Consider the following 17209-nt stretch of genomic DNA (forward strand, 5'->3'; position numbering starts at 1 on the left):
TCACTCGTAATATCCTTCTGTAGATTTGCGGAATTTTTTAAATTGCTCGGAATCATGGCCGAACCATACTTGCGAATTCGTTTCCCGCGCAATCCGCCGGATTCGTTCAACCGTATTCATATAACCGAGAGAATCATAAATGATGCCCGGCGGCTTAATCGGCGGCCCGTAGCTTTCCGCCGTATAAATCGCATCGGAAGCGAGAATGATCCCGCCCGTCTCAGGAAGTTCCACATGCAATCCGAGCATTCCCCACGCATGACCGCTTCCGAAATTCAAAATTTTAACCCCTTCCGCGAGGATAATATTGTCTTCATGTCGCTTCACCGTGCGCCACTGAAGGTTATTTTTAATCCATGCATCAATGTCGGCCCAAATATATGCGCCTTCCTTTTGGTTGCGCGCATAACATTGAAGCGCACCGTTGAATTCGTCTTCATGTACAATGATCGTCGCGTTTGTAAACATTTCTAGGCATCCCGCGTGATCCAAATGCAAATGCGAAGCAACGACATATTTAATATCTTCTGGTCTTACTTTTAACTGCTCTAGCCGGTTGTGGAGATAACATTCTTCGCTTGCCGTCCACGGAAACATTTGCTGGGTCGCTTCCGACCATCTCCCTTGAGGACCCATCGAGTTTGGGTTGCAAGAGGTATCAAACAAAATTTTCCCTTCCGGATGGTCAATCAACACCGTATAAATCGGAAATTCTACAAACTCCGTTTGCGCGTTCGGATTATGAATCGTCGCCGGATTATGCATCGCGATCATCCAGTTTTTATCCATTCTCATTCTTCCGTTATCCATTACATAAAGCTTTGGACGCTGTTTTATCATGTTGGACATAAATCTTTCCACTCCCCTTTTAAAAATCTGTTTTTATCGAAACCAATTTTAATTCCGTCATTTCTTGGACAGCATATTTAATCCCTTCACGTCCGTAACCGCTTTCTTTTACTCCCCCATACGGCATATGGTCAACACGGAACGTAGGGATATCATTGACGATCACGGCGCCAGATTCAATGTGCCGCGCTGCATATAAAGCGTGCTGGATATTCGTTGTATAAATTCCGATATTCAGTCCGTATACCGAATCATTGACCATTTCAATCGCCTCTTGTAATTCTCGATACGGAACGATCGACACAACCGGTGCAAAAACTTCCCGGCACGAGACGGCCATGTCCCGCTTTACGTCAAGCAAAACCGTCGGTGAATACACCGATCCGTTGCGTACGCCGCCTAATCCAATTCTCGCTCCGGATTGAACCGCTTCTTCCACCCATGATTCAATGCGCTCCGCCTCTCTTTGGTGAATCATTGCGCTAATGTCCGTGTCTTCATCTAAAGGATCGCCGACTTTGAGCTGTTTGGCCCGTTCAATAAAGCGTTTGCAAAATTCTTCGTAAATCGTTTCATGTACATAAACGCGCTGAAGCGAAATACACACTTGGCCGGCGTAAGAAAACGCTCCTTCCACACATCGCGGAATGACTTTGTCCAGCACAACATCCGGTTCGACAATTAACGCCGCGTTCGAACCAAGCTCTAGCGTTACTTTTCTTAACCCTGCTTTTTGCTTAATCAGTTTTCCGACTGATGCGCTTCCGGTAAACGTAATTTTTTTCACCCGTTCATCCGTTAACAAAGCATCGCTAAGTTCCCTACCGCTTCCCGTGATGACTTGCAACGCCCCATCCGGAAGGCCTGCTTCTTGAAAAATTTCAGCGATCACTAGCGCGCTTAAAGGGGTTTGTTCCGCCGGCTTTAATACTACTGTATTCCCTGCGGCAAAAGCCGGGCCAAGTTTATGGGCAACTAGATTAAATGGAAAATTGAAAGGGGTAATCGCCACGACAACTCCCAACGGTTCGCGCCACGTCATGCCAATGCGGCCTTCTCCGCCGGGAGCGGCATCCATCGGAATCGTTTCCCCATAAATCCGTTTTGCCTCTTCCGCCGCAAATTGGTATGTTGCGATCGTTCTCTCCAGCTCTCCCCGTGCGGCGCGAATCGGCTTTCCTGCTTCCTTGGCGACAATTCGTGCCATCTCTTCCTTGCGCTCTTTCAATAACTGCACAACCCGAAATAAAATTTCCGAACGTTGATAAGCAGGTAAGTTCTTCATCGTTTGAAAAGCCCGCTGCGCCCCGGAAATCGCTTTCTTCACATCGTCTGCATCAGCCATGCTGATGCGCGCTAACAATTGCCCATCATAAGGGGCGCGCAATTCATATGTTCTTTGCTTTTTCACCCACTTTCCATCAACAAATAATCCTTTCGTTTCTCCGCTCATTCGCTCCCCCTCCTTTCTTTTTGTTCAACCGATAATAATGCAAATACTGTGCCAAGACTAAAAATATTGTTAAGATACGTTATTTTAAAAATATTAAAGATAAATATGGTGAAAAAAATCACCATCAAAAAGGAGAATAAGAAGAAAATACAGAATAATATTAATAGTGATTTTTTTCACCACATGCTGAATTTTTTCACCACCCTTAACATAAGGAGGCCTGATAGAATGAAACAAACCATTATCGATCCCCATATATGGGAAAGCATTTTTTCCTCCATCCATAACGCCGTCATTGTTGTCGATCGAAACGGGAAAATTTTATTAATCAATGCTTCTGCGAAAAAACTTCTGCAGATAGAAAGCGAAAACTGGCAAGGAAAAGATATACGTGATCTTATCCCAACCACCCAGCTTCCTCATGTTCTAGAGAGCGGAACAAGTTCGATCGGGGTAAAAATGAACATCGCGGGACGCCAATGTCTCGTCAATCGAACTCCATTGTACCGAAACGGTGAATTAATAGGAGCGATCGGCGTCCTTCAAGATATATCGCAAATGGAACACTATCATTCTCTTTTCAAGCAAATGGAAACAATTATCGAATTTTCGACAGATGGCATTTACGTTGTTGACCAAAACGGCATTACGATCATGGTAAATTCCGCTTACGAAGCCATTACAGGATTTCGCCGCGAAGAACTTGTCGGAAAGCATATGTATGATTTAGTAAAAAAAGGGTATTTTGATCAATCGGTCTCTCTTCTCGTTTTACAACAAAAAAAGCGAATTTCCATTTTGCAAAAAATCGGTGGAAAAAAAGATGTCATTGTCACCGGAAACCCTGTTTTCAACGAACAGGGAGATATTGAAATGGTCGTGACGAGCGTTCGCGACATTTCTCAATTGATTCAAATGAAAGCGGAGCTAGAAAAAGCAAAAAGTTTCTCCGCAATGAACCATCACCGCTATACGTTCTCCGTTGACGGTTCCAATGAGCAAATCGTATTTCGTAGCCCCTCCATGAAAAAACTGTTGGACAAAGCTCAGCAAGTCGCTCCTTATCCTACAACCGTCTTACTAACTGGCCCGTCTGGCGTTGGAAAAGAAGTCATCGCCAACTTAATTCATCATTTAAGCCCGCGAAAAGACAAGCCATTTATTAAAGTAAACTGCGGGGCTATACCAGAAGCGTTGCTGGAATCCGAATTATTCGGTTATGAAAAAGGGGCGTTTACGGGAGCGCGGCAAGACGGAAAAATCGGCTTGTTGGAATTAGCGGACAAAGGGACGATCATGCTCGACGAAATCGGGGAAATGCCATTATCGCTACAAGTAAAGTTATTGAGGGTGCTGCAAGAAAAACAAGTGCAACGCATCGGAAGCCATAAAACGAAAAAGCTAGACGTGCGCATTATCGCGGCAACGAATCGAAATTTAAAAGAGCTGATCTCACAAGGAAAATTTCGCGAAGATTTATATTATCGGCTGCAGGTCATTGAAATGTATATTCCTCCATTAGCCGAACGCCCTGAAGATATCGAGCCGTTGCTTGACCATTACTTTTCGTTTTATTGCAAGCTCTACCGCATCGATAAACATTTATCCCCTAAAACAAAAGAGATTTTGCAGCGTTACCACTGGCCGGGAAATGTAAGGGAGCTGAAAAACTTGATGGAAAACATGGTCGTTTCCGTGCCGTCCCAACTAATCGAACCGCACGACCTTCCGCTGCACATTTATGACCAAACGGCAGCCACATCTCCGCTCACACTCAAAGAACGGGTCGAACAGTTCGAAAGACGCCTCATCTATGAAGCAATCGAAAAACATACATCGCTGCGAAAAGCAGCGCAACAGCTAGGGATCGATCATTCCACGCTCGTGAAAAAACTAAAAAAATGGAAGAAATCCGAAAAAACGCCGCGCCGGCGCTAATGCACCGGCGCGCTGTTTTTAGTTTCGCTTATCTAGGTTACGAATAATGTTTCATTTATTCAAACATGTTAAAATCTTTCATTAAACATATTCTTTGTTAAGCCACATTTAGCTTAGATGTAACCCCACACCCTCTACTCCATTTGCAAACGCATTTGGAGATACTTTCTTACTACAAACATCAATAATAAAATCGACATATTTTATTAAAAAATTAACATTTTATCAGACTATATTCGCCTTGCATGTCTCCATTTTTGCATTTATTCATCATCCTGTTTTCCCTGCACCGTCTTTACTCCTAATACATCAAGAATAAATACAAATACGGGAATCCCTAAAATCAGCCCCCATACCCCAAAAAAGTGCTCTGAAAAAATCAAAACGATAAATGTATAAAAAACAGGCAAATTCGTCTTCGAGGACATCAATTTTGGATTTAAAACATACGCTTCGAGCGCGTGAACAACGGCGATCATCATGAGAACGTACACGACTTTCATTACTCCGCCTATGCTATAAGCGATAAAGCATAGCGGAAACAACGAAATGATCACGCCCGCAACCGGAATCAAACCGAGAAAAAAGACTAATATCCCCAGCCCGAATAATTGCGGAAATCCCATTATCCACAAGAACGCTACCGTAATCGCCATATTAATCGTAGCGATGATGAATTGTGCCTCAATGACTTTCCCAAATGTGCGGGCAAACTTTTTTCCGAAATATTCTAACTCATCATAAAAAGGGCCGATTTTGCTATATTTAAAACGATTGGTGAACGAAATAATCCTCTCTTTTTCCAGAAGAAAAAATAAACTTAAAATTAACGCAAGCAAAATTTGCAGGCCGACGCTGCCAATATCGCTGAAATATTTGATTAAATACGTCATTCCAAAATTCAAATAAGTAGTAATTTCATATTGCTTCAGCAGCGCGATAATGTAATTAAACACAATGTTATCTTGGGGCTTCGAATAAAATTCCGTAAGCTGCTTGATCAGCTGCGAAATCTCGTTGACGACGACAGGCAAATACTTGACAACGCCGTAGACAAGAATGGAAACGACTGCGGCATACAGTAGCAGCACGACTAGTTTCCGATTGACGCGAATTCTTTTCGCGATAAAGTCAACGAGCCCATTCATTAAAAAGGAAAAAATAAAAGTGAGCAAAATAATATTTAAAATGCTTCGAACTAAATAGAGAATGAAAATTAAAATAGAAAAAATAACGATTCTTTTCCACGTTGATCGCTTGAAAAATTGCAAGATTTCAGATCCCACTCATCCATCTCCCCGTGCTAAATAAACTTTTTACCACTATTGATTTTACCGTACAATCCAAAAAAAATTAATAAAAATTTTTGCTGGAAATATTTAAATAAGCGCTTTCATTTCTATCAATAAACAAGGAAGGGGGCAAGCGGACAAGCTCATTGATTTGCGGTCCATTTTTCATCAATGCAAGAACAAGGAGCCGATTTGCTGTCAAGATGAGCCTGTGGAAAATGCACCCGCTCGTTCATATAATTTTTTGCTCGAAGATGATTATTTCCATCATTTCTAAAAAGTCCAATGCGATACTTTCTTAAAAAATAGAACCGTCCATCGCTTAACATAGCAATGCGCCGGCACAATGCGTGCTGGCGCATGTAGAATGAATGTTAATTTCGAAATGCTTTCAACTTTTTCACGATCTCTTTCGTTTGTGGATAAATTTTTCGATAGACGGCAAACAGCTCCTGATAGCGTTCAACGGCTTCTTTTCTTGGTTCAACAACCATTTCTACCTGCTTAAACACGTCCGAACATTGCTCCAACGAGTCGAACCAACCGCAGCCATACGCGGCGATCATTGCCGCGCCTAGTCCTGGACCTTGCTCATTTTTTAATTTTTCCACTGGAGTAGCGAAAATATCTGCTTGCATTTGCAACCATTCGATGCTTTTCGCTCCTCCGCCAATCGAGACAATCGATTTTACTGATTTTCCGCTTGCTTTAATCATCTCAACAGACTCATTTAGTGAAAACGTAATCCCTTCCATCACCGCGCGTGCAAAGTCCCATTTCGTTTGTGACGAGTCGATGCCGATAAACGACGCGCGGATATCCGCATCGGCATAAGGAGTTCGTTCCCCTACCAAATATGGAGCAAACAACAAGCCATTGGCGCCAATCGGTGATTCATAGGCACGTTTGACAATATCGGCAAACGGGATGTCTTCCATAAACGTGCGCTTCCACCAATCAAAACTATACCCGGCGGCCAATGTCACCCCCATAATATAGTAGGCATTTGGCTTGGCATGATTAAAATAATGAACTTTTCCAGCAAAATCTTTCTCTCCTGTTTGCTCGTATGCCAAAATGACACCGGATGTACCGATGCTGCACATCATGCGCCCTTCCGATAAAATTCCGGCGCCAACTGCACCGCAAGCATTGTCGGCACCGCCGGCAAAAACTTTTACATTCGTAGATAATCCAGTTTCTTCCGCAATTTCCGGAAGCAATGTTCCGACATATGCCGTTGATTCGACTAAAGGAGGGCACAGATGAGCATCAATGCCAAGGACATCGCAAATAGGCTGGCTCCATGTCTTATTTTCAATATCTAACAACAACGTCCCCGCCGCATCGGAATATTCCATCGCAATTTGCCCCGTAAGACGGAAACGGACATAATCCTTCGGCAGCAAAAATGTGTACGCACGCTGATAAAGATGCGGCTCATGCTTTTTCACCCATAACAGCTTCGGCAATGTAAATCCTTCTAGCGCACGGTTTTTCGTAATCGATAATAACGTTTCTTTCCCCACTTTCACCTCAATTTCCCGGCATTCTTCCGTTGTCCTTGTATCGTTCCACAGAATCGCATTTCGCAATACGTTCCGTTCCTTATCTAAAAGCACAAGCCCGTGCATCTGGCCGGAAAAACTCAGTCCACAAACAGAGTCAGGAGAAACATGGGAAACTTCTAATAACTTTCTTAAAGCAACAATCGTTTTTTCTACCCAATCCTCAGGATTTTGTTCGCTATATCCGGAATGGGGCTGATATAAAGGATAAGTTTCTGTCCATTCCCCCTTTACATTCCCCTTCCGATCCACAAGCAGCACCTTAACGGCACTAGTTCCTAAATCAACCCCAATGACGTGCTCCAAGACCGATCCCTCTTTTCATTAACGGGCTGTGCAAACTTCAAGCAAATATTGGTTAAGCAATGTTTTCAATCGTTCTTGTCTGCCCGATTGATTTTGGATTTCTCCTAGTTGCAAAGCATGGGCTTCTAATTTATGGAAGTCGGCGGTTCCTTCGACGATTTCCCGCCCAATTCCTTCTGTATAACTTTTGTACCGTTCTTCAATAAATTCATCAAATACACGATCTTCAATTAATCGATGCGCTACCTTTAATCCAACTGCAAAACTATCCATTCCGGCAATATGCGCATAGAACAAGTCTTCCACTTCGAACGATCCTCTTCGCACTTTAGCGTCAAAGTTCAATCCGCCGCGACCAAGACCGCCGTTTTTCAAAATTTCATACATTGCCAAAGTCGTAGAATACAAGTCTGTCGGGAATTCGTCCGTATCCCATCCTAACAACATATCTCCCTGGTTTGCGTCAACAGAACCTAACATCCCATGAATGCGCGCTACCCGCAATTCATGTTCAAACGTATGTCCCGCTAATGTTGCATGATTCGCCTCAATATTGAACTTAAAGTAATCTTTTAGTCCATATGTTTGTAAAAATGCCAACGCAGTCGCAACGTCAAAGTCATATTGATGTTTCGTCGGCTCTTTCGGCTTCGGCTCAATTAGAAATTGCCCCTCAAACCCAATTTCTTTCGCATAATCCACCGCCATATGCAAGAAGCGGGCTAAGTTGTCAAGTTCTAGCTTCATATCAGTATTCAACAGCGTTTCATATCCTTCCCGTCCGCCCCAGAACACGTAGTTTTTCGCTCCTAACCGTTTCGCAATTTCCAAACCTTTTTTTACTTTTGCCGCCGCATACGCAAATACATCAGCGTTGCAAGAAGTGGCGGCACCATGTACAAAGCGCGGATGGCTGAATAAGTTCGCCGTATTCCAAAGCAGCTTCGTTTTGCTTGTTTTCATATATTCCTCAATCATGTCTACGATGATATCTAAATTTTTGTATGTTTCTTTTAATGTTTCTCCTTCTGGAGCGATATCCACATCATGAAAACAGAAGAATGGGACATTTAGTTTTTCAAAAAACTCAAAAGCTGCCTCTACACGCGCTTTTGCTAAATCCATTCCGCTGTATTTGTTCCATGGACGGATCATATTGCCTGCCCCAAACGGATCCGATCCATCCCCTGTAAACGTATGCCAATACGCAACCGAAAAGCGCAAGTGCTCTTCCATTGTTTTATCGCCGACTTTTTCTTCCGGATTGTAAAACTTAAATGCAAGCGGGTTTTTCGATGTTGGACCTTCGTACACGATCGTCTCGATATTTGGGAAATAAGCCATATCTAACTCCTCCTTAACTTTTAGTAGATTGTCAAAAAGAGATACTTGCTTTTGATTTAATTATAACGCTTTCAACTTTGTTTGTCTATCATATAAACTAAGTGTTTTACAACTATTTATAAAGTAATCGAAATCCGCTTAGTTATTTTGCCCAGAGCCATCGCAGCAAAGCATCCTGACAAATGCACCTATAAAAGCAGTTCGGCTTTTGATAATTTATATTAAATTGATTTTTTCAAGCTCATTCATCAATTTTGCGGAGATTTCCTGTATTCTTTGATTCAATCAGCTCATTGACCAAAGCGGCTGTTCGATAAAATTCACTCTTTTCCCTTGATGGTTACAGGATTCTACACCAATCCGTCTTGCCCGTGCCTAGGTCAAGTGCAAATTATTATGTAAATTCTTCTTTGATAGAAAGCATGAAGTTGAGACTTGACAACGCTCGATTGCTTATTGGAATTAATGAAACTGTACATTTATAAACTTATACTGGACTGATTTGCATATTTCTTCAATATATCAAGCAGACCATAATTGATTTTACAGTTTTTAAACGCGAACGATTGCATAATATCGTCAATTTTTTCTTCCGATAAACCTTTAAAAAGTTTTGCATATGCTGGCTGAATCAATGCACCTGTATAGACTGTTAAAATGGCTTGGGAGAGACAAGCAACATTATGACTATGCACAATATCGAGATCTCCAATCACTTCTTCCAGATGAGCCGCCAATTCTTCAACCGCCTTTCTTGCCTTAAAGCCCGGAAGCCAAACCATCCAATCATCCGTATTTAGTGCATGTTTCAGCTTAATAATCGGTGCGATTCGCTGCATATATTCCGATTCCGGATCCAGTGTAACAAGCCCCATTACCCCGACATCTTTATAGGTCCATGTGGTCCAATGCGCCCCAAACTCTTCGAAAATACCAATTTGATCGTCTATAGCCCGCAAACGGTCAGGAATTTCATTGGCCGGTCCATTATACACTGAACCAAACTCCCCTACCCAAAGCGGAACATGATATTTTTCGGCAAACTTTGTGCCTTGGTGATTTTTAAATTCCTGCCTTTGCACTTCTTTATCCCAATATTTTCCCCCTACAACACGGGCATTTTTAGCATCTGCCACTCCCGGATATGGTCCTGGTCCAAATCCTGCCGCCGTATAGTTATGGCTGCTGTAGACCAGATTATCCGCAAACGGTGCTTCCAAGCCTTCGAACAAAGTCGAATATTTATCCCCTTCAAGAAAAATAATATGGTCAGGATCGATATTGCGCACAGCCTCGACCGTCCGTCTGTAAATGCGATTGATCCTGTCCCAATCCGGCTTGTAGTTGTTGAAAAACGTATGTGGGTAATCTCCGTGCGGTGTATTCACGCAAGGTTCATTCATCAAATTATAGCCGGCAATGACTGCTCTTCCCCGATAACGCCGTGCGAACTCTTCCCACAATGCGACAAATCGATCTTGATATGTCCGGTCATGCCAAAATAGGCTATGGCGGATATCATTATCTGAATGCCAGTGAGTATTTTGATACCCTTGCACAGCGTGAAGATCTAAAATAACGTACAACTCATGTTTCTCACACAAATTGATGATGTGATCCAAACGTTCAAATCCGCTTTCCTTGTAAGTAAACGGACGCTCATCATCCTCAAAATGCCGATAATTCAAAGGCAGACGGATTACATTGGCCCCCCAGCTCTTAATAAACCGAATATCGTCTTCTTCAAAGAAATAATGTCGCATTCTCTCAAACAAAAACTCTGCCTTCCCTTTTCCAATAACTTCAGCAACCGTATGGCGCAATGTATGCTCTGAACCCGTATAGCCGTTAATAAAATCCTCCATATTCATCCATCCACCGATGCAAGTGCCCCTTAATTGAATAGGATTGCCTTTTTGGTCTGTAATCTTATTTTTAGTGACCTTAAGCATTTCCATATTTTTCTCATCCCTTCTTCTGATCTATTTTTTAGTAAAAGAGGTATCATATTTGCCGTCAGACGTCATTAATTCTAATCAAGATCATAACCGTCTCGGATTTTGGAGCAATAAACATCCTCTTGGCATTTTCGACGATTAAGTTCAGAACAATATCGCCACTTATACCCTCTTGTTGACAACCCGGAATGCCAAATTCTTGATAAACCGCTTACAAAAAGTTACCCAAATAGGACACATAGCTCTTACCTAAGTCTATTTTTGCCCTTAACCTATTTTTATTTTTCTCTCTCACTTTCGGACTCAGTCTAAGGTGTGAGGCTTTTTCCGAAGAGCATCACCGTTTATGCCATTTTGTATTCCCCCCCTTCTAGAAGGCTGGTGAAAAACGGTGATTTCTTCAAAACCATCTGTCCGTGAATGCAAAGAAGGACCGTTGTTGTGCTGTTTTTCTATTTGAGCAAAGCCCCTGTTGGAGCGTTTCCTACATTAAATCACCAACCTTCTAGAGATAGCCCTCTTTAATCTATGTCTTTATCCTTCTGTATACAAAAAAGCAACAAACACTTTCCTCAGCTGCCTACCGAGTATTAAATCCTATCAATTTCGATTAACATTTAAATAGTTTGTTTACACCATAAACTATTCATCTTTATTTTATCACTACTTTCAGAATATTACAACTATTTTTCCGTGAATTCCAAGAATTGTCTATCATTTTTTTGGGTTAGAAGTTCAGTGAAAAAGTACACCCCAAGGGGGATGACGAGTAGATTCAGCCAGTAATGGCCGATCAGCCCGATCGCCATATCCCCCTTATCTATTGGACTTATCCCAATCAAAACCGATCGCCTTCAAAAAAGCCCTTGCCAAAATCATATGTCCTGCAACGGACGGGTGAACACGATCCCAAGCTAATGCTGCAGGATAAAGGGTTTTCAGTACTTCATTAAACGCTGATTGGGTATCAACGAATATACTGTCTGTTTCTTCGGCAATTTTTTTGACGACTTTGCCATACTGATCCATCGTCCGGCGCATCGGGTCGTGTTCATTGCCTTCTATATAGAATGGAGTCATAAGGATTATTCCTGTAACGAGCGGTTTTGTCTCGACCACTAGGCTGCGGAGCGTTTCCTCGTATTCGTCCAAGTACACATGCTTTTCTTTTATAAACGGCAAATCGTATTGCCGCCAAACATCGTTAATGCCAATCATGATTGATACCCAGTCTGGTTTTTGGGCAATGACATCTTCTTGCCATCTCGCTTTTAAATCCCGAACCGTATTGCCGCTGATTCCTTTGTTGACAACCCGGATGCCAAGTTCCGGATAAACCGCTTGCAGAAGACCATTGACATAAGAGACATATCCTGTGCCTAACGCTCCGAATAATCCTTCCCCCTCTGGCTTGGCGCGGTCGCAGTCTGTTATAGAATCGCCAATAAATAACAGTTTTTGTCCTTGGCCGATTTTCATTTTCTCTTCTCCTCCTTGAAAACTGCTAAATTAACGCTCCAACTAAATTACATGAAATATAGGCTTTTCAGGGATAAAATAGATAGGTATATTGAAAAATATTGTTTTTAACCATTCAGCCAGATACTTCATGCCTGGCTCTTCACTTTCCGCATGCCCTAGCACAATCAAAGCTTTTTGTTTTCCTTGGCACACAGCATCCCGAACATATTCTGGAGTCTCCCATTCCGGGCCTTCTCCATAAATAATCAAGTCAAGGCTCTCTTTTTCAAACAGCGGGATGGATAAAGCTCCCCTTCCCCTATACCCTGCCAATAGCCCGATGCGAGCACATTGAGTCGATAAATCTCCTGAAACACGTACAAATGGAATATCTAGCCTTCTCTTTACGTACTCGGCAATTTCTCTTGCAGTCATGCTAGGGACAGTTAAAATGGTAGCCGCTGGTTGGTGTTCGGAAACGTATGGTTCCCACCCTAAAGCATGGACTAACCCCACCATAATCCCATCTGGCTGATACCGATGCCAGTAATCGTGAAATCGATAGATAGCAATGCCCGACTCATAGATCAGACGAAATTTTTCCTGATACACAGGGTCATTTTTCAGCGTTTCTGTATTGTCGGTATGACTATAAAATAATCCTTCATGAGTAATCAGAAGATTGGCCCCCATTGAAACAGCCTGTTGTATCACATGGTATGTAGGCATGAAACTGATTGCAATCCCTTTCACTCCCATGTTTGGATCGCCATACTTTAGAGTATCTACAGTATTTGGGATTTTCCCTACAGATGCCATTAATTGATCCAACACATCTTGGACAGTGATTGCCATAATCCCGTTCCTTTCGTAAGGAATTAAAACTTTATATAATTCTTAGAGATGGACTTTTACGTTAAAAAGCAAATGAACTTTCAGCCATTTCAATCCAAACTGCCTTTTCTTGGGCTTCAATACATAACTCCGCCGCCCTAAAAGCATGTTCCTGCGCCATTGCATTTTCTGTTCCATTTAAGCAATCAAGAATAAATTCTCCAAAAAATGGACATCCGACTTTTCCGGACAGTTGATAATGTTTTTCCCCTTGATGATTGACCAAATATAAATGGTCATCGCGGGAGTCTCTAGCAATATCAATATACTTTCTCACCTCAATATACCCTTCTGTTCCTAAGATAAATACCTGCCCATCTCCCCATGTGTCGAGCCCGTCCGTCGTAAACCAATCTACGCGAAAGTAGAAGGTAGCCCCGTTGTCAGCCACAAGTGTAGCATCGCCAAAATCTTGAAACTTCGGATATTGCTTAAAATGATAATTCCCAATCTTGCTATGCAACACTTTTGCACCCTTAGCACCGGTGAAGTGTAAAAACTGTTCAATTTGGTGGCTTCCAATATCGCAAAGAATTCCGCCATAATATTTAAGATCAAAAAACCAGTCCGGCCGATGTTTAGGGTTCGCGCGGTGCGGTCCGATGCCAATCACTTGAATAACCCAGCCGATCGCTCCTTCTTCGATCAATTGACCCGCAAAAATCGAACTCTCGGAATGGAGACGTTCGCCATAATAAATTCCCCATTTCAATCCAGTCTCAGCTACTTTTTGCCTTGCCTTTTTAACCTGTTCCATTGCGGTAAATGCGGGCTTATCCGCGAAACAATGTTTGCCGTGGTCAAGCACACGAAGACCGAGCGGCCCCCAATCACATGGGATGCTTGCACTAGATTGGTCAGAATCTCCTCCTCCGACGAAGCTGCTTTTGCTTTAGGATCTTTCTCAATAAACTGCTGCACTTTTTAGGATCTGGGTCATACAAGGCAACTAGCTCGCCGCCTGCCTCAATTAAACCGCTGCACATTCCGTAAATATGTCCGTGATCCAATCCGATGTCGGCAAATCGAAATACTCCCGCCTCTACGACAGCGCGTTTGACTACACCTTTTGGCGCATAATTCATTCCGTCACTTCGGTTCATTCTGAACACTCCTCCAATGAGGAAGCCATCGGCTTTTCGACGAGGACATGTTTTCCGGCGTTTAAAAAGGCAATCACTAACTCAGCATGCGTGTATGGAGGGGTACGAATCGTACACTAAATCAATATCGGAACGGTGCAGCACCTTTTTATAATCGTCATAAATATCGACAGCCAACTCAAAATCTTTCGCCGCTTTTTCGGCTTTTTCAGGATAAATATCACAAAGGGCCACTTAGATTGCATCTTTCCTTGAATTGCTGATACGCCTTAATTATGGAAAGGGGCAATCGCACCGACGCCAACGATAGCAACATTAATCATTTGATAACCTCTTATCTTGATTGTATGTAACATTATTGAAACTAGCCTTTCTCACATTGCCTTTACTTCCGTAGGAAAGCACTTTCATTTGTCTGATCAAAAGCGACCTTTGGGCTTTTTAAGCATAGTTTCGTTTTCCGTGAGGTCATTAGTCTAGTGGGTAGTGATTTCCATCCTAGGTGGTAGGCAAAGCTTGCTCATGAACGTTTTTTCAAGAACGATTACTTCCCTATCTCAACTCAATGACCAACGAACAACCAAAAGCAAACGAAAGAGGACTGTTTTTCTCGGGTGTAAAAATGCGGAAGTCTAGTATGTTTATCATAATAAATTAATTTTATACCGAATTCTAGCAATTTTCAAACCCCTTATCTTTTCCCTCTTCCTGGTTTACACCGAATGGAATAAGCAGAATATTCTTGTAAACATTGCTCACCGCGCAAATGGCCAGTTTCAAACGAGAAGAGTAGAACCAAGCCTTAAATACTAGTGTCAGTTGTTCTTGATGAGACTTTTTTATCAAGTTTCTAGATTAGAGTGAAAACTTAGTATATTTAATTGATAAACCAAGTTAGTGTTGCTAAAATAAAACTGGGATAAGTTTTTAACCCTCAAGTTCTCTCTATAACTATGAAAGCCCTTTCATTAGTAGCAGATTAAAACCCAAAAGGAGGAATCAAGCACGCTTTTTCCCTATCCTAATTATTAGCCCAAAAAACAAAAGGGAGATGAAATGTATGCGGAACGTTTTACGCAAACCGATTGTTGCCGGACTGTCCTTAACGTTATTGTTGCCTATAGGAGTGAATGACACATCTGCTGCAGATACGGCTTCCTATGCGAAGAAACCAAACATCAGCGCGTTGCATGCTCCGCAGTTAGACCAGCGTTACAAAGATTCGTTCACCATCGGCGCAGCGGTGGAACCTTATCAGTTGTTGAACGAAAAAGATGTGCAAATGTTAAAACACCACTTTAACAGCATTGTAGCCGAGAACGTGATGAAACCTGCCATTATCCATCCGTCGGAAAATGAATACAACTTTGGACCTGCTGATCAAATCATCCAGTTCGCTAAAGAAAATCATATGAACGTTCGCGGCCACACGCTCGTTTGGCACCAACAAGTGCCTGACTGGTTTTTCTATGATAAGGATGGGAAGTGGATGCCTAACGAAACGGATCCACAAAAGCGCGAAGCTAATAAACAGCTTTTACTGCAACGCCTGCGCGATCATATCAAAACCGTTGTCACCCGCTATAAAGACGTTGTAAAATCGTGGGATGTTGTCAATGAGGTCATTGATGATGGCAATCCCAACAACCCGTGGGGACTGCGTGAATCGAATTGGTATAAGGTCGCTGGCATCGACTATATTAAAGTCGCTTTTGAAACAGCACGGAAATATGCTGCGCCCAACGCGAAACTTTACATTAACGACTATAATACAGAAATCGAACCAAAAAGAACTCGACTTTATAACTTAGTTAAATACTTGAAAGACCAAGACGTTCCGATCGATGGCATCGGCCATCAGTCCCACATCCAAATCGGCTGGCCTTCTGAAGCAGAAATCGAGAAAACGATTAACATGTTCGCCGACCTAGGGTTGGATAACCAAATCACGGAGCTTGATGTGAGTATGTATGGTTGGCCTCCACGCGCCTACCCGACGTATGACGCCATTCCGGAACAAAAGTTTTTGGATCAAGCCGCGCGTTACGACCGTTTATTTAAGTTGTACGAAAAACTGGGCGATAAAATCAGCAACATCACCTTCTGGGGCATTGCCGACAATCATACGTGGCTCGACAGCCGAGCAGATGTATACTATGATTCCAACGGAAACGTTGTGGTAGAGCCGAATGCTCCATATGCAAGGGTAGAAAAAGGAAAAGGAAAAGACGCACCGTTTGTGTTTGACCCGGATTACCGTGTAAAACCTGCCTATTGGGCCATTATCGATCATAAATAACTGTTCGCCAACACAATCGGGCTGCCACAAAGGGAACTGTCTTCCCTTGCGGCATCCTCTTCACTGCGGACTATTTATTTTCTTGTTGCCATACCGATTGTTTGCTCTCTAGTTTGCGAAACACCCGCAACGCGCTCCCCATCACAATCAGCGCAAAGATACTGATACTAAAAAACGGAATAAGCCCTGGAACATATAGAAGAACGACTAGCAATATGCCAAGACTGATGATCATCGCAAGAGTCATGAATGGGTTGGCCATGCCAATTAAAAAGGCATACTTCACATATTGCCAAAAGCGAAGCTCATAATGTACGTAAATCGGAAACACATATAGCAATGTCACGGCGTAAAAAAACAACATAATGAGCAAAGCAACGGAAAAAGGCAACTGCCAAGGCGCGGAAACATGGGCAATATACAATACGTCAATATATAGGATATACGCTACGGCAATAAACAAAAGTCCAATCCGGTTGGCCGACCAAAATTCTTTTTTATACGTCCGGACGAACGTTTTGAACACAGGAATCCCATCATCTTGGAACAAAAGCCACTTCCGCACAATTGTAAACAGCGCCACTGTTGCTGGGGCAATGCCAAGGAGGGTCAGTCCAACAATTGTAAAAAGAATCCACAACACATTAATGTATGCAAGTCTTGCAATCCACTCGCAAACACGGTACAATTTGCTATCTAAAAGACCGGAACGCATAGTTTCTCCACCTTTGTTTTTGCTCTCTA

The 17209-nt window shown here is 42.6% G+C and carries 13 protein-coding genes and 1 pseudogene; 2 read left to right on the forward strand and 12 right to left on the reverse strand.

Annotation, left to right across the window (positions count from 1 at the left end):
• Both ahlS and BM278_RS02645 read right to left on the reverse strand, forming a co-directional pair.
• A complete protein-coding gene (ahlS, locus tag BM278_RS02640; RefSeq protein WP_061579252.1) occupies window positions 1-849 on the reverse strand; it encodes an AhlS family quorum-quenching N-acyl homoserine lactonase in 849 nt (282 codons plus the stop codon).
• A 19-nt stretch (window positions 850-868) separates the two neighbouring features.
• Window positions 869-2302 (reverse strand): aldehyde dehydrogenase family protein, encoded by a 1434-nt coding sequence (locus BM278_RS02645; RefSeq protein WP_090947844.1) that lies wholly within the window; start codon window positions 2300-2302, stop codon window positions 869-871.
• 228 nt (window positions 2303-2530) lie between these two features.
• Here BM278_RS02645 and BM278_RS02650 point away from each other — a divergent pair, with 228 nt between their 5' ends.
• The gene (locus tag BM278_RS02650; protein WP_090947845.1) at window positions 2531-4240 is read left to right on the forward strand and encodes a sigma-54 interaction domain-containing protein; all 1710 of its coding nucleotides are present in this window, start codon (window positions 2531-2533) and stop codon (window positions 4238-4240) included.
• Between the two features lie 263 nt (window positions 4241-4503).
• On the opposite strand, the gene BM278_RS02655 is transcribed toward BM278_RS02650, so the two are convergent.
• The 9 genes and pseudogenes from BM278_RS02655 to BM278_RS19555 all read right to left on the reverse strand — a co-directional run bounded on the left by BM278_RS02655 (window position 4504) and on the right by BM278_RS19555 (window position 14400).
• On the reverse strand, window positions 4504-5526 hold the full coding sequence (locus BM278_RS02655) for an AI-2E family transporter (protein WP_090947846.1): 1023 nt from the start codon (window positions 5524-5526) through the stop codon (window positions 4504-4506).
• Between the two features lie 380 nt (window positions 5527-5906).
• Window positions 5907-7406: a xylulokinase gene (xylB, locus tag BM278_RS02660; RefSeq protein ID WP_090947847.1), complete on the reverse strand. Its 1500-nt coding sequence runs from the start codon at window positions 7404-7406 to the stop codon at window positions 5907-5909.
• Between the two features lie 18 nt (window positions 7407-7424).
• Window positions 7425-8750 (reverse strand): xylose isomerase, encoded by a 1326-nt coding sequence (gene xylA / locus BM278_RS02665; RefSeq protein WP_090947848.1) that lies wholly within the window; start codon window positions 8748-8750, stop codon window positions 7425-7427.
• 479 nt (window positions 8751-9229) lie between these two features.
• On the reverse strand, window positions 9230-10708 hold the full coding sequence (locus BM278_RS02670; RefSeq protein WP_208601731.1) for a glycoside hydrolase family 5 protein: 1479 nt from the start codon (window positions 10706-10708) through the stop codon (window positions 9230-9232).
• An 816-nt stretch (window positions 10709-11524) separates the two neighbouring features.
• Complete coding sequence (locus tag BM278_RS02675; RefSeq protein ID WP_013877023.1) at window positions 11525-12187, reverse strand: SGNH/GDSL hydrolase family protein; 663 nt, start codon at window positions 12185-12187, stop codon at window positions 11525-11527.
• A 42-nt stretch (window positions 12188-12229) separates the two neighbouring features.
• Window positions 12230-13024, reverse strand: coding sequence for a Nif3-like dinuclear metal center hexameric protein (locus tag BM278_RS02680; RefSeq protein ID WP_013877024.1), 795 nt, complete (start codon window positions 13022-13024; stop codon window positions 12230-12232).
• A gap of 61 nt (window positions 13025-13085) precedes the next feature.
• Window positions 13086-14166, reverse strand: a pseudogene (locus BM278_RS02685) (Gfo/Idh/MocA family protein).
• On the reverse strand, window positions 14163-14243 hold the full coding sequence (locus BM278_RS19615) for a Gfo/Idh/MocA family oxidoreductase (RefSeq protein WP_311769448.1): 81 nt from the start codon (window positions 14241-14243) through the stop codon (window positions 14163-14165). Before BM278_RS19615 ends, BM278_RS02685 begins: the two are co-directional and overlap by 4 nt.
• 4 nt (window positions 14244-14247) lie before the next feature.
• A complete protein-coding gene (locus BM278_RS19555) occupies window positions 14248-14400 on the reverse strand; it encodes a hypothetical protein (RefSeq protein ID WP_311769445.1) in 153 nt (50 codons plus the stop codon).
• A gap of 826 nt (window positions 14401-15226) precedes the next feature.
• On the opposite strand from BM278_RS19555, the gene BM278_RS02695 reads away from it, so the two are divergent.
• The gene (locus BM278_RS02695; RefSeq protein ID WP_013877025.1) at window positions 15227-16465 is read left to right on the forward strand and encodes an endo-1,4-beta-xylanase; all 1239 of its coding nucleotides are present in this window, start codon (window positions 15227-15229) and stop codon (window positions 16463-16465) included.
• A 70-nt stretch (window positions 16466-16535) separates the two neighbouring features.
• Here the strand turns inward: BM278_RS02695 and BM278_RS02700 are convergent, their stop codons facing one another.
• Entirely contained in the window at window positions 16536-17180 is a 645-nt protein-coding gene (locus tag BM278_RS02700; RefSeq protein ID WP_090947849.1) for a YesL family protein, read from the reverse strand.
• Between the last annotated feature and the right edge of the window lie 29 nt (window positions 17181-17209).

The sequence above is a fragment of the Parageobacillus thermantarcticus genome (assembly GCF_900111865.1).
Lineage (GTDB): Bacteria > Bacillota > Bacilli > Bacillales > Anoxybacillaceae > Parageobacillus > Parageobacillus thermantarcticus.

Bases quoted from the DNA above. Each gene is read 5' to 3' on its own strand.
- BM278_RS02670 (WP_208601731.1), bottom strand. From the start codon at position 10,708: ATGGAAATGCTTAAGGTCACTAAAAATAAGATTACAGACCAAAAAGGC.
- BM278_RS02695 (WP_013877025.1), top strand. From the start codon at position 15,227: ATGCGGAACGTTTTACGCAAACCGATTGTTGCCGGACTGTCCTTAACG.
- BM278_RS02700 (WP_090947849.1), bottom strand. From the start codon at position 17,180: ATGCGTTCCGGTCTTTTAGATAGCAAATTGTACCGTGTTTGCGAGTGG.
- BM278_RS02680 (WP_013877024.1), bottom strand. From the start codon at position 13,024: ATGGCAATCACTGTCCAAGATGTGTTGGATCAATTAATGGCATCTGTA.
- BM278_RS02650 (WP_090947845.1), top strand. From the start codon at position 2,531: ATGAAACAAACCATTATCGATCCCCATATATGGGAAAGCATTTTTTCC.
- xylA (WP_090947848.1), bottom strand. From the start codon at position 8,750: ATGGCTTATTTCCCAAATATCGAGACGATCGTGTACGAAGGTCCAACA.
- BM278_RS02645 (WP_090947844.1), bottom strand. From the start codon at position 2,302: ATGAGCGGAGAAACGAAAGGATTATTTGTTGATGGAAAGTGGGTGAAA.
- ahlS (WP_061579252.1), bottom strand. From the start codon at position 849: ATGTCCAACATGATAAAACAGCGTCCAAAGCTTTATGTAATGGATAAC.
- BM278_RS02675 (WP_013877023.1), bottom strand. From the start codon at position 12,187: ATGAAAATCGGCCAAGGACAAAAACTGTTATTTATTGGCGATTCTATA.